The sequence below is a fragment of the Psychrobacter sp. KFRI-CH2-11 genome (assembly GCF_038239325.1).
Lineage (GTDB): Bacteria > Pseudomonadota > Gammaproteobacteria > Pseudomonadales > Moraxellaceae > Psychrobacter > Psychrobacter celer.
The window spans coordinates 2,777,549-2,791,758 of record NZ_CP151283.1 but is presented as its reverse complement, the minus strand read 5'-3'; the positions used below and the strand labels follow the sequence as shown (position 1 = coordinate 2,791,758).

Annotated in this window: 10 protein-coding genes; all 10 read left to right on the top strand. The window is 45.6% G+C overall.

The annotated features are described in order from the left end of the window. Positions 1–138 precede the first annotated feature (138 nt). The 10 genes from gspG (at position 139) to AADH33_RS11480 (ending at position 14,191) form a co-directional block, all read left to right on the top strand. Entirely contained in the window at positions 139–600 is a 462-nt protein-coding gene (gspG, locus tag AADH33_RS11525; RefSeq protein ID WP_348549989.1) for a type II secretion system major pseudopilin GspG, read from the top strand. A gap of 434 nt (positions 601–1,034) precedes the next feature. Beyond that, positions 1,035–1,574 (top strand): protein-disulfide reductase DsbD domain-containing protein, encoded by a 540-nt coding sequence (locus AADH33_RS11520; protein ID WP_348548959.1) that lies wholly within the window; start codon positions 1,035–1,037, stop codon positions 1,572–1,574. 51 nt (positions 1,575–1,625) lie between these two features. Beyond that, positions 1,626–3,845, top strand: a complete 2,220-nt coding sequence (locus AADH33_RS11515) for a cytochrome c biogenesis protein CcdA (protein ID WP_348548958.1) — start codon at positions 1,626–1,628, stop codon at positions 3,843–3,845. Between the two features lie 537 nt (positions 3,846–4,382). Further along, the gene (locus AADH33_RS11510) at positions 4,383–5,867 is read left to right on the top strand and encodes a phospholipase A (RefSeq protein WP_348548957.1); all 1,485 of its coding nucleotides are present in this window, start codon (positions 4,383–4,385) and stop codon (positions 5,865–5,867) included. A 46-nt stretch (positions 5,868–5,913) separates the two neighbouring features. Beyond that, positions 5,914–6,735, top strand: a complete 822-nt coding sequence (locus AADH33_RS11505) for a ComF family protein (RefSeq protein WP_241900600.1) — start codon at positions 5,914–5,916, stop codon at positions 6,733–6,735. A 304-nt stretch (positions 6,736–7,039) separates the two neighbouring features. Further along, positions 7,040–7,984, top strand: coding sequence for a pilus assembly FimT family protein (locus tag AADH33_RS11500; protein WP_348548956.1), 945 nt, complete (start codon positions 7,040–7,042; stop codon positions 7,982–7,984). Then, complete coding sequence (gene pilV / locus AADH33_RS11495) at positions 7,981–8,628, top strand: type IV pilus modification protein PilV (protein ID WP_207970148.1); 648 nt, start codon at positions 7,981–7,983, stop codon at positions 8,626–8,628. Before AADH33_RS11500 ends, pilV begins: the two co-directional genes overlap by 4 nt. Further along, on the top strand, positions 8,629–9,588 hold the full coding sequence (locus tag AADH33_RS11490) for a PilW family protein (RefSeq protein ID WP_243456343.1): 960 nt from the start codon (positions 8,629–8,631) through the stop codon (positions 9,586–9,588). Positions 9,589–9,608: 20 nt separating this feature from the next. After that, a complete protein-coding gene (locus tag AADH33_RS11485) occupies positions 9,609–10,418 on the top strand; it encodes a pilus assembly PilX family protein (RefSeq protein ID WP_100748968.1) in 810 nt (269 codons plus the stop codon). 59 nt (positions 10,419–10,477) lie between these two features. Continuing rightward, positions 10,478–14,191 (top strand): pilus assembly protein PilY, encoded by a 3,714-nt coding sequence (locus tag AADH33_RS11480; protein ID WP_348548955.1) that lies wholly within the window; start codon positions 10,478–10,480, stop codon positions 14,189–14,191. Positions 14,192–14,210 lie beyond the last annotated feature (19 nt).

The window sequence follows — 14,210 nt, the reverse complement described above, 5'->3', positions numbered from 1 at the left end:
TCAAATCAGGTAACCATACGCCAAGTAGCGCCAAGTATTAAACGCCATGTAAGCGCCCTGATAACTGACACAACTGCGATGATAAAAGTGATGATAATGACTGACAAAACCCCAGCCGCCCCCCGAGCACAGATGACGATGGACAATACAGGTAGCAGCCCGATAAATACCACTCATGCGAAGCCAAGTGGCCAATCCGGCTTTACCTTGATCGAGATTATGGTGGTGATTGTCATTTTGGCCATCCTAGCAGGCCTTGTGGTACCCAAAGTGGTGGGACAAAGCGACAGAGCCCGTATCAAAACCACTGAAACCGCGCTGGCCACTGTCTCAAACGCGCTTGATATGTATAAAGTGGACAACTCGCGTTATCCTACCACCGCGCAGGGACTAGAGGCACTGCTCACGCCGCCAATCGACGCCAAAAACTATCCCGAAGGCGGCTATATCAAAGGTGGCTATCCGACAGATGGCTGGGAAAATGAGATGCAGTATGTCGCTCCAGGTAGCGAAGGCCGTCCTTATGACTTGTTTTCATTAGGAGCCGACGGCCAGCAGGGCGGTGAAGGGCAAGATGCGGATATTTACGCGCAGCTATAGTCCATAATAACAGGATAAGCAATGTATTGCGGCACAGGCTATAGCCAGTCCAAAATGACATCGACATGCCGATATTACCCGTGCTACTGCTATCAATTTACTTGCGGGCTGTGCTCCTAGAGGTTACGAAAAACTCATTCCAATAGCACTGTACCAGTGTTAGAAAGAAGCAGGCTCAAGCTTTGCAGTTTTTTATAATGATTAGATATCAACCAATAACAGATTATTGGTTGATATTTTTTATTAGTGACACAAATTATGATTTTTGTTAACCACTCTTTATTGAGTGCGTTTTGCTATAGACTGTCTCGGTATATATATTAATATTATAATTATTTTTAATGTATTTTGCTTTGTATAAGCAGCCTCGCTGCTTTGAGCATGATTTAATCTGCGTTATCAAGTTTGACATCAGTTATTAAGAGGTATCATTTATGGGTATATCGACATCTACGACAAAATACCAGTCAGCCAGCGTGCGTACGGCGGCCATCATTTTTGCTAGTAGCTTACTGATAGCAGCGGGAACCATAAGCGCTCAAGCAGCCAGCCTTAGCGGTTTATTTAACAGCAGCAATAACGGGTCGTCAAAGTTTTTATCAGTTGAGCAAGCGTTTAGCGTGGATAGCAGCAGCAAGGCCACCAAAAAAGGCACGCAGCTGTCGATTACGTTTGATATCACCCCTGAACATTATGTTTATAAAAACCAGCTGAAACTGCGCTTCCCTAAAGGCATCAACGCCACGCCATTTACCTTTAAACAAAAGCCTGTGACCATTGATGATCCAACCTTTGGCAAAGTGCCTGTATTTACTCAAAAAAGTGTCACCGCTACCACCACCTTAACCACTGCCAATGGCAAGGGCGCAAAAAACGTCCCTGTGGTGATTCATTGGCAGGGCTGTGCTGAGGCAGGGTTATGCTATCCGCCAGAGAAGATTGCGACCAAAGTTGATATCGCAGTGCCACGCTAAGCCGTTGCTGACATTTTGATTCGATTCTGAGTAATAAATAGGTAGCCTTTCATGCCCGCACATATAGCAACACCGCCGCCGACCACGACTACCCGCGAAACCATCGCTCCTAAACAAGCCAAGCATGCGCCCCATTACAGAGTAAAAAACCGCCCTTATCTATCGGCACTTGTGCTAAGTACCAGCGCTTTGCTGGCAGGGCTAAGCGCGCCGATGCCCGCGCACGCAGCAGGATTGGGCGATTTGTTTGGTGGTAGTAGTGACAGTCGTGCACAAAAAAAGTTTTTATCCATCGACGAGGCCTTTGATGTCAGCAGTAGCAGCAGCCCTGCCAAAGCTGGCACGCGCTTGTCGATCAATTTTGATATCACCCCTGAGCACTATGTTTATCAAAATCAGCTCAAGCTGACACTGCCTGATGAGGTAAAGGCCGCGCCGTTTACCTTTAATCATCAGCCCGTTTCTATCGACGATCCGACCTTTGGCCGCGTGCCAGTGTTTGATCAGGCCAATGTAGTGGCGAGCACCACGCTGAGTACGACAGATGGCAAGCCTTTAGACAATGCTGCGATAACAATTGGCTGGCAAGGCTGCGCCAAAGCAGGGCTGTGCTATCCACCAGAGAAGATAAAAACCACAGTCAGTATCGCCGCTGCACCCTCCCAGAGCCGCGCCAATAATGCATCAGCGACTGGCCAAGGCGCGACAGCTAAAAGCACTGCGGCCAATGCTGATGCTAATACCGTAGATACTGACGCTCAAGATAAGGCGACCATCAGTGAGCCGCTAACTACATCATCGGCTACTGCGTCGCCAGAGAGTGCCAGTGGCCTTGCTGGTGGGCAGATGGATGATGAAGTCGTCGATTATGATTTGATAGAAGAAGTGTCATTGGAGGGTGAGATTGCCGGTGCAGCTGCGCCCATAGCAGACACCCAGCAGTCTTCTGATCGCGCCTCAAGTAGTAGTGAGACTGCCGCTATCGGCGCGATGGATAGCGACCCTTTTGGTCTAGCGTCTCATCCATGGCTGGCATTGGCATTGCTGTTTTTAGCAGGTTTGGGCTTGGCCTTGACGCCTTGCGTCCTGCCTATGCTACCCATTGTGGCCAATATCGTCGCCCGTGAAGACAATCCCACGGTCAAACGCGGTGTGCTTTTGACAGGCAGCTACGCCATTGGGGTAGCCACCGCTTATGGGATTTTAGGTGCGGTGATTGCGGTGTTTGGTGAGTCTTTGGGTATCATCGGCTGGCTACAAAACCCGATTATCTTAATCAGCTTTGCCATTGTGTTTGTACTTTTGGCGTTATATATGCTGGGTGTTTTTAGTATTCGTTTGCCCAATGCCATCAGTAGTAAGATGCAGCGCTTGAGTCAAGCAGGAGATAGCAAGCTTGGTAGTGCGGGCGGCAGCCTAATCGCTGGTTTTTTATCGGCGCTGGTGGTGTCGCCCTGTGTCTCAGCACCGTTATTTGGCGCGCTGCTGGCGGTGTCTACCATTGGCAGTCCGCTGCTTGGGTTTGTCGCTTTATTTATGCTGGGTTTCGGTCTGTCCGCGCCGCTGATCCTAATCGGTGCCACTCAAGGCAAAATCATGCCCAAAGCTGGCGAGTGGATGAACTGGGTCAAGCAAGGTTTTGCGTTGCTGCTTTTTGCTGTGGCGCTGCTGCTGATTGAGCGCGTCTTTATCTCGCCTGTCATGCTGGTCGTATGGGCGCTTTGGTTTATGGTACTGGCGACATGGGCATGGAGCTGGCTTGGTAAAGGTCGTATCTTAACCCAAGCGCTGGGCTTAATCGCTGGGATTTGGGCGGCTTGTCTGATGGTGGGTGCCGCTTTGGGTAACGACGACAGTCTGCATCCGCTGGCCTCTCTAAGCGCCGCGCCTATGATGATGACATCTGCAAACGGCGTAACAGGTGCGAGCAATAGCGCCAATGACGCGCACATCACCACCCTTGCCGAGCTAGATGCTATTTTGGCTGACAATCCGAAAGTCATTGTCGATCTGACAGCAGAGTGGTGTGTTGAGTGCCGTATTATGGACAAAAACCTATTTCACAATCGTCCCGCCCAGATGCAAGACTGGCTGCTGGTCAGACTCGATATCACAGAGACGACAGAGGACTCAAAAGCCATCTTAGCGCGTTATCAACTATTTGGGCCGCCAGCATTGCTCTATTATCAAGACGGGCAGTTGGTCAATCAGCAAGTAGGGGAAATCGGGCGTTCGGTATTTGAGCAGACTTTAGAGGCGCTCAATCGCTAATTATCTACATGGATGAATAATAGCTGAAAGGGTGAATGTCTCACCTTCAAACACCCGCCTGATGTAACAGCTAATGCTGTATATTTTGCCAATCAAAAGCTAAGCGCCTACTATGTTAGGCGCTTGGCTTTTTTGGTAAGGTGTCTTGGAAGTAGGAGAGTGACCGACTAACTATTTGCTTTTATAGGTATTAAATGTCTTTGTCTGTTTATCTTGTCTGTTTATCTTGTTTGTTTATACAGACATGGTGCTTGATATAATGGTAACCTTTATTGTCTCTCGTTAGTCAAAGTAAGCTCATACGGAGATTTGTCTTTTTGTGTTTGTTATTATCTGTATTTGCAGCAAGGATAACGCTAGTATAGTGCCTATATTTTCATTACAATAAAGCAACAATGCTGAAGGGGCTAGGCGAATTGTCAGCACAGCCCTCGATGTCCATTAATGAATGGTTTTTATATTAGCGCTGATGCTAATGGTATATTCATTATCTAAAATACTCTACTGACCTTATTATTGGTCAGATAAAGGACACCTATGTTTGCCCATATCATTACTCAACGTCAATTACCGCAAGCCTGTGCCACAAGCCAGCCATCTGATGGCTTATCACTCAACTGTCGTCAAAGTAGCCATCGCCATCTATGTGTTGCAATCGCGGCGGCTTTGAGCTTGACGGCCTTACAAGCTCATGCTGCGATGGACGAGCAAACTTATCGGGAGCTGCCAGTTCCAGACGCGGCGTTTGAGTATGAGGATTATGAGGTGCCGCAGAGTGAGGCCGATACTGAGCAACCAGCGAGCGCAGAGGCAGGTAAGCAAAACCGTAAAGTGGTCAGTAAAGAGTTTATCGCCAAACAAGCAGAACTGTTTGCTGAATGTACCGAGGTACAGCTGGCGACCGCGCGTTTGGCTTGTTTTGATAAAGTGGCAGAGCAAGGCAAAACGCCGAGCTATACCACCACCAAACAGCCTGTGGACTTAGCCAAAACCTTTCAAAGCACACTGTCAGGCAACCCGCAAGTGGTGTTTGTAGAAGAAAGTTCTACCATCACAACCGATAGCAGCAGCGCCGTCGCTGCCGAGCTGCCCCAACAAGCGGCGTCCTCGCCTGAGACGCAGAGTCTAGACACGGTGGGGTTGACCCAGCGAGAAGCCAAAGTGCTCGAAAGTGTCGGTGTCAAGCAAACGGACATCGAAAAGTACACCCCGCTGAGCCTATCTTATGATTTGGATAAAAACAGTGAGCGCGGTACTTGGACCGTCAGACCTTATCGTCCAACCTACGTATTGCCGCTGTTTTATACCTTTGACCCTAACTTGGGGCCAAGCACCCCTTCACAAGATACCGAGCCTTTTACGTCCAATGACGTCCGTGAGACGGAGCTGAAGTTTCAGCTGTCGTTAAAGACCAAAGTGGCAGAGGACTTGTTTGATAGTAGTGCTGATTTATGGTTTGGCTATACCCAAGAGTCGCACTGGCAGGTATATAACGAAGATAACTCTCGACCGTTTCGCGCCACCGACTATCAGCCTGAAATATTTTTGACCCAGCCTGTGACCGCTGACTTACCCTTTGGCGGCCGTCTACGTATGCTAGGTGCAGGTGCCATTCATCACTCTAATGGCCAAGATGATCCGTTATCGCGTTCGTGGAACCGCGCGTATCTGATGGCAGGGGCTGAATGGGGTAAGTTGTCGGTCGTGCCGCGGCTCTGGGCGCGCGTCAATAACGAAAGCAGCAGCAGCGAAGACAACCCTGATATCGAAGACTACATGGGCTATGGTGATATCAAATTCTTATACGACTTGCCAGATCAGCAAAGCCTAAGCGGCACGTTGCGCTATAACCCCAGCACCAACAAAGGCGCGGCGCAGATCGACTACATTTATCCACTGACCGAAAACGTCAATGGCTATGTACAGCTGTTCCAAGGCTATGGCGAGTCTATCATCGACTATAACCACGAAAACACCTCCATCGGTTTTGGTATCGTCTTAAATGATTGGAAGGGGTTTTAAGGCCTTATCGGCGTCGACGGTCTTTGACTGCTAAGGAGTACAAGCAATGCGCCGACTGGCTCCTTATCAAACTGGACTATGGCTGGCAGAGTATGTAGATATACGCTGCCAGCTATGCCGCGTATATCGCAGCACCGCACCATCCCAGCTGCTGTCTTCTCATCTATCCCCAGCCACTCCTCCGATTGCTGATTCAATGCTTACCGATATTTACCGTGGTAAGGTTGCTCGGTATATCCATCGTCACTTGAGTCGCGGTCTGCTCTGTGCTCATTGCCATCATGGTATTACGTGGCTACCCAAACCATTTAGAGTCGATATCGCAGCTGGCAGCGCCTTGAGCATTCATGCGTCTACTTTTTATGACTATCCTATTCGGCAAGCCATTCGCGCTTTCAAGCATGACGAAGACATGAGCAAACTGCCACTGCTGCTCCATGCGATTCGTCAACTACCACGGCCACATGGCTGCCATCACGATAATGCTGTCATCGTCGCGATGCCAACCACCCCTCAACGTCTGGTAAAACGTGGCTTTGATCCGGTCAGTATCTTAGCCGCGCAGCTGTCTAAGCATTGGCAGATACCGCTATGGCAAGGTGTCCGGCGTATCGATCACACCGTCAGCCAGCAAGGCCTGACACGCGCTGAGCGCCTCAGTAATCTCAATAATGCTTTTGTGCTGACCGAAACCCCGCCAGTTAAACGTTTACTGCTGTTCGATGATGTCGCAACCACAGGCGCGAGCCTACAAGCGCTGGGTCGCGCTTTGTATAAGCCAGCTACCAATACCGCCTCTGCGTCCTCATTGCCGACCAACCGCTACCACCTATCTGCCTATGCACTCGCTCATGGGAGTCAGCAGTAAGCTTGCTGGCTTGCGACTTCGATTTGATATACACTAAATAATTCTGGAATGTTTCTGTAACGATGATATGAGTAACTGATAAGATAAGAGACCGTATCGCTAGACTTGGTAAATCTATTAGATCAGCAATGAGCATAGACTTGAGTAATAGTAAATGGTACAAAAATTGCAGGTATATAGTTCAAGCCTATTAAACAACCTTTTAAGATGCCTTTATAAAGATTAAATTTCAAGCGGTTAAATACGCTATTGTTTGATAAGAATCACGTCAGTTTTTGACAGTAACCAAGAATAGGATAGCGACATGCATAATTCTACGGTAAAGATATCACAAGCCAGATTTATAGCTTGCTTAGGGTTTACATTAGTTGAGCTAATGGTGACGATCGTGGTCTTAGGTATTGTTGCAAGCATTGCTGCTCCTAGTATAAGTAAACAGTTAGCAAATCAGCGAGTCAAATCAACAACCGCTACTTTAGTAAATGTGTTAAAAGAGGCTAGAGCTGAAAGTAGTATTAATAAAATACCCGTAACCGTCAGCTATATTAATGGAAATCAGTCAAACAATATGATCAATGTTGAGGTTCCCTATTCAGGCCCGTTAGTATCTTTAACAGTAACAAGGCCTAAAGACTGGACAAGCTTTTTTATTAATTCAGCATGGGCGTTAGATAAGCCACCGACAGATCCAGATAGTGGCGGAAACGGAAACGGAAACGGAACTGGGAACGGAACTGGGAACGGAACTGGGAACGGAACTGGGAACGGGAACGGGAACGGAAACGGAAACGGGAACGGGAACGGGAACGGGAACGGGAACGGGAACGGGAACGGGAACGGAACTGGGAACGGGAACGGGAACGGGAACGGGAACGGGAACGGGAACGGGAACGGAAACGGGAACGGGAACGGAACTGGGAACGGAACTGGGAACGGAACTGGGAACGGAACTGGGAACGGAACTGGGAACGGAACTGGGAACGGAACTGGGAACGGAACTGGGAACGGGAACGGGAACGGAGCTGGAAACCCTACAGAATCAAACTTAGTAATTATTGCGACTTATCCATATGATGCGAAGAGTATTGTAAAGTCTTCAGCGAATAAGATAACTTTCAGGCCTAATAAAACAGTAAGTACCGGGGTCACATATACTATTTGTGATAGTAACAAATCCGCCACCTCTAGACAGGTAGTTGTTAGTAGCGTAGGACTAATCAGTAGCAAGCTAGGAGGGGTTTGTGAATGAGAGTTAATAATAGGCAGTCAGGTATCGGGCTAGTAGAGGTATTGGTTGCTGTATTACTGTTGTCTGTTGCAGTATTGGGATTTAGTGCCTTGCAAATGCGGGCCATTAGCGCAACTGACGAGAGTCTTATACGCACAAAGTCTTTGACTATAATACGTAACTTAGCTGAGGTTATGCGTGCCTATCCTGAAGCATATGTGACAGGTAGTGGCAGCAGCTTTGCCAAAGCAGTAGCTAGTGATAACAACGCAGTACCAACTGTACAAGCGGTGGTTAGTAGTAATGCAACGGATAGCGTTACGATCGATAGTCAAGTCGTGAGTATTGTAGGAACAGATAGCTGTCTATCTACCACCACTAAAACCATAGAAGGTAAAGAGATCGCCCAGCAGTCCTGTGATATCAATCAGTTAGCAGCACGTGATGCTTTAATAGTTAAAAAAATGGCAAAAGATCAAGATCTTAGTGTTAGTATCGTTATGTGCCCAGGTACATCTGCACAAGCCATTCAACAGCAAATGTGTGTTATCACGGCATGGAGTGATACCAAGGCTATCCTTGATGATAATGATAGTAAAGCTTGTGCCTCTGCTAATGGTGTATATAAGACAGGTAGTCACTGTCTTATCTCGGAGGCTTACTAGATGACAAAATACCGTACTGCCCGTTTGTTGTCCAATGCATCTTTAACGAGCATGCGTGGTTTCACTCTTATTGAGTTGATGATTGCTTTAGTTCTTGGGCTTTTGGTTTCTGCAGCTGTAATGCAGGTCTATTTGATTAATACTCGTACCATCACTATCCAACAAAGCGCTTCTGAGGTACAAGATAGCAGTATTTTCGCTATGCAAGCTATTGAAGAACACGTTCGTCTAGCAAATCTAGGGAACCCTATCAGTTATATCACGGATGCTACTGATCATGGTGGTATTGTATTAACTCAAACCAACTTAGGTACAAATAATACAACCGCCACCAAGTACCTTACATTAAATAGCGCTACTGGTTTATCCAACATCAAAGATAAGCCAAGTGACCAATTAACTATTCAGTATAAGAACATCACTCCATATGATCTATATGATTGTGAAGGTGGAAAAATTGAGGTAGCAGAACAAGACTGGGTCGTTGAGCGTTACTTTGTGCGTCTAGCAACAGGTGCAAGTAATTCAGCTACCACTAAAGACTTGGTATTAGCTTGTACAGCAGGGCGTGTAGATACAGATGGTAATGTGACAGAGGCATTTACTGGCAATGGTGAAGTAGTAGTTGCAGCTATTGATCAATTCAAAATCCTTTTGGGTGTGCAGGCAGCTGTCGATCAGCTGACTTATTTGCCACCTAGCGTTTATTTAGATATTGATAAGCCAACTGAGGGCGAAAAACCTGCTATTACAAGCGTCAAGCTTGGCATGATCGTACGTAGTAACACACCGCTCATCACTGATACTGATGCAGATGAGTTTACTTTGTTAGGCACAAAGCACGAACTTAAAGCAGATAGCTCGCGTAAAAAATACTATCGACGTAGCTATGAATCGACTATATTGTTACGAAGTGCTCGGATAATGAGCATTGTGGCTACTGTCAATAACACACCATAAAGGAGAGTCAAGTGTCTGATATGCCGAGCTCATATCCTAGCGAGTTGCCAGTTGCCCAACAGGGTGCTGTATTAATCGTGGTATTGTTATTTTTGATGTTAATCATCTTGGTAGGTGTTATTGCGGTCAGACAGAGTACGACAGACTTACGACTGGCCACCAGTGACCAAATAAATACCTTATTATTACAGTCAGCTGATAATGCTCATCAAAATATAGAACAGAGCATCAATGGCAGTAGTAACACAAATATTTATAACGACATGATCTCACGTAGTGGTCCTTTTGGACACTTCATGTTAAATAGCGATAGTATAGATCATGAGTATATCTTTTGCTTTCGTCCACGGGGGCAATTTTTTGACATCAATAAAGCCTCAATCATTACTCCATCTGGTAGTTTGAATAATAAAGGTTATTGTAATCCAGCTGTGTCTGATGACTACATCAGCGCTCGTAATGCCAGCATGACTCAGGTCAGTGTTGCCCTAACGCCGCCTAGCTCTGAAAACGAGCCTTTTAGAAGTTATACAATCGGTCAAGACAGTAGCGAGATATCTAGTCAAGCTTTTACTTTTGATATCAATAGTACGGCAGTATTACCAGCATATGGTGACACATCGGTAGGTAGCAAAAATTGTTTTGAACAAACAAGCCGCTTACACTCAGTAAATGATACGGCTGATACTATCGGAGGCTGTATGACAAAAGCGGGTGTGCCAAGTACGGTCATCTATGAGATGGCCAATGTCGAAAACCAATCTAAACGCACTAAATGTGTCAATTTTGGTAAAGGTAGCGGTAAGCTCTGCACATTACCTACTAGTTAGTCCAACCACCATAGTTATGTCTGAGTCAAATATTAAAATATTGCTATTAGGAGTAGGTCATGATCTACAGAAATAACAAATCGTACTCACGCAAGTGGCCTATCAAAGCATTGACAGCGTCAATAATTATGGGTCTGATAACGACATCTGCGCATACCAATACTGCCACTATTAAGCGTAAACCGATTGGCGACTTAGAGATTTATGCACCTGCTAAGCCTGGAACGGCTGCTATTTTTATGATGTTAGATACATCAGGAAGTATGAGCTATTATGACGGCTCTTGTAAGGGTAAAAAGAGCGATAGAACAGATAAAGCCATTCAGCTGGTTGTGTATGAGCGTGAAAAAGATGCAAATCAGCCCGATGGTCTGCTACGAGATGAAAACGGTAATACAGTTTTAAACTTTAATAAAGTGCATGCGCAAGGAACCTATACTCCTTATGGTTGTACTGATAGGTATGATCAAAGTAATATAACAACTGATCGCATGACACAGCTCAAATTAGCCCTTTTAGAGCTACTTGCTGATAGGGTTTATAACGTACAAGATGGAAGTCTCAAACCGACAGGTTCGCTACCTGATGATTATAGTATTGGCATGGGGAATTATAGCCTCAATGGTGATGGTAGTCGGGCAGTTATTCTAACACCTACCCGCGAGTTGAGCGCAGAGCAGCGTGTTGAATTGCTCAATAAGGTCATAGGTCTAAACCCTACTGGAGGAACGCCTACAGCCCACGCTTTAGCAGAATCAGGTGCTTATATGATGGGCACCTCTACAAAAGATAGTGGTTATAGTAATAGTACTTGGTGGAGCGGTTTTGACTACTCTGATAACAGTACCAAAAATAACGGCAGTTATATATCGCCCCTCAATGATGAAGAATGTAGTGGTAATGGTATTTATCTATTAACTGATGGTTATCCTAATGGTAGTAGCACTAGCAGAGCAAAAGCTATTATGAATAACTCACTGTCTTACTCATCATCTTTATCTATAAATACTTGCAGTGGTTTGCCAAATGTAGATAGTAATAGAGGCTGGGCATGTATGGCAAGCTATGCTGCGCTACTACGTAACCCTGCTAACAACCCAAAAGGGCTGCCGATCAAAACGGCGACCGTTGGGTTTGGTAAAGATTTTGATGGCTTAACAGGTACTCGTAATATTATTGTCAATGGTAAATCAAAAGAAGTCACCGATTGCAACAGCGGAAACAATGTCGATGACGATATTCGTAACCTTTGTAAGCTTGGTGAACGCAAAGGTGATGATGAAGTAAAAACCTTTGGCGATGGCGGTTTTTACTATACAGAAAAGTCTGAAGATATTGCTGCCAGTATCGTTGACTTTGCTTCAGGTTTGGTTCAAATAATCAACACAGCACCCTCTGGCACGATCACAATTCCTGATGATCCATATCGTGCTGCTAATCAGCTACCTTATGCCTATCTACCTATGCTAGATCCAGATATTGCCTCAGCAAGCAGTATCTGGCGCGGCAACCTAAAAAAGTATGACCTAAATAAAGGCACATTATATGGTAAAAACGATAAGCTGCTATATGAAGATGTCGCAGGTAACCTAAGTGCTGCCACTCAAGACTTGTGGCAAACCGTTGGAGTTAGTGTAGATGGTAAGCCGGCTAACAATAATATTGCCGCTGGCGGTGTCTATGCACAGCTGAAGTCACCAAACTCCGGACTATCTAGTCTGCGTACTGTCTATGTAGAAGACACTCTACAGGACAAAAAGACGCCTGTTTTACGCAAAATAACTGTGGATAGTAATGGTAAGCCACAAAACTTCGGCAACCTTGTTGATAGTGTTTATACCGACGCAAATGAAATAAACAAACGTCGTTTACTGAGCTTTTTAGGTTTTAGTGAAGTATTGACTAAAGATGGTCAGTCGACTAGCTCTGATGAAGTAGATAAGCTAAAACTCGACCAGCCTACCAATGAAGTCAAGGTACTTGGTGGAGTAGTGCACTCTACACCCACAGCAGTCTCTTATGGCGCGACCTTAGATAACAATGGCCGTATCACTGATACGCGCGACGATTACGTATTATTTGGCTCAATGGATGGGGCACTGCATTTAGTCGACGCTGATACAGGTGTAGAAGAGTTCGCTATCATCCCTAAGCTTATGGTGGAGACGCAACCAAAAGCATTGGTAGAAGGTTCTATAAAAGATGAAGTTGGAACACCATATTTCGGTGTTGATGCGCCGTGGCTGGTCACCACTGATTATAAATACGATTTAGAGAATAAAAGAGTCACAGTGGACACTACAGATGATAAGGGTATGTTTGCTTATGGTGGCTTGCGAATGGGTGGACAAGCTTTCTACGGTATAGACATTAGTGATAAATCCAGTCCTAAAATTAAATTTAGTATCACGCCAAACACCTTAAACGGTGAGCCCTCGACGAAGTTTTCTCGACTTGGACAAATTTGGAGTAAACCAACAGCGGCCAAAATTCGCTTAAATAAAGGATCAGACGCTAACAAAAACACTAAACCTACTGATGTCCTGATATTTGGTGGTGGCTATGATATGAGCTACGAAGACGCTGAGTATGCTCCTACTGATAGCAAGCCTGCTAAAGGCAATGCTATCTACATGATTAATGCTAAGACTGGCGATTTAATTTGGTCAGCGACCAAAAGTGATAATAGCAACATGATTCATAGTTTTACGGGCGAAATTACCGTACTTGACCGTGACAATGACGGGCTGATGGATCATCTTTATGCTGCTGACCTTGGTGGACAGGTGTTTCGAGCAGACTTTGAAAATGCGCGAATCGAGCAGTTTGGTTTTGACGCAGTTGATAAGTTTAGCAATAAAAGTATGACTCGTATCCTAAATGCCAGTGCTGATGTCGACAAAAAATATGCATACCGTTTTTATACCCGTCCAGTAGTAAGCTTCTACCGTAGCGAAGGCGGCTCTAACAACGGTAGTATCTTTGCCCTTATTAATGTCATCTCTGGTAATCGTAGCTCGCCACTGTCGACGTTGCGTGACAACAATGAGTATGCCAATCGAGTCTACGGTATCATTGACACTGATATCTCGAGTATTGATTTATACAAAGATGGATTCACTAAAACCGTCACTAATTTGAAAAATGAAAACTTGGTGAATTTGGCCGATAAGCTTGCGGGTACTGTGACTGCCGATAAGAAGTCTGAGGTCAAGAAGTTGATGATTACGGGTGGCAAAAAAGGCTGGTATTATCCACTGACTCGTTTTGACGGCTATAGTAAAGTCAGGTACAACAAGGGTGTAGGTGACATGGCTGCTATCAACAATATCTTATATACCACTGTCTATAACCCCGATAAAATCTATGGCGCCGTCTCAAGTTGTGCAGCACGAATCGTAGGTGGTTCAGAGCGTCAGCTATATTGTCTACCTTACGGTATCTGTATGGATGATGATTCAGTGACAGGCACTGGTGGCTACGTTCCGGCAGGACAAGGTATTCAAGAGCTGACGCTTGGTGCATACAACGCTGATAACAAAGACATAAAGGTCTTGATAGGTACTACTACTATTGTTGATCGTATCGAAGCTGCAAACCGTGCTGGATACGGTCAAGATGGTTTTAAAAACGACAGTAATATCAAAGATCTTTATCCTGGTACTGATAAGCCAAGTCAAGCTGGCGGTGATGGTAGCGCAACGGAATACTTATTTAATGAGCGCTATACGCTACAGCCAAAAGCATGGTATGAGCAAAACAGCAGTCAATAAAAAACTGGTGTTTTATAGT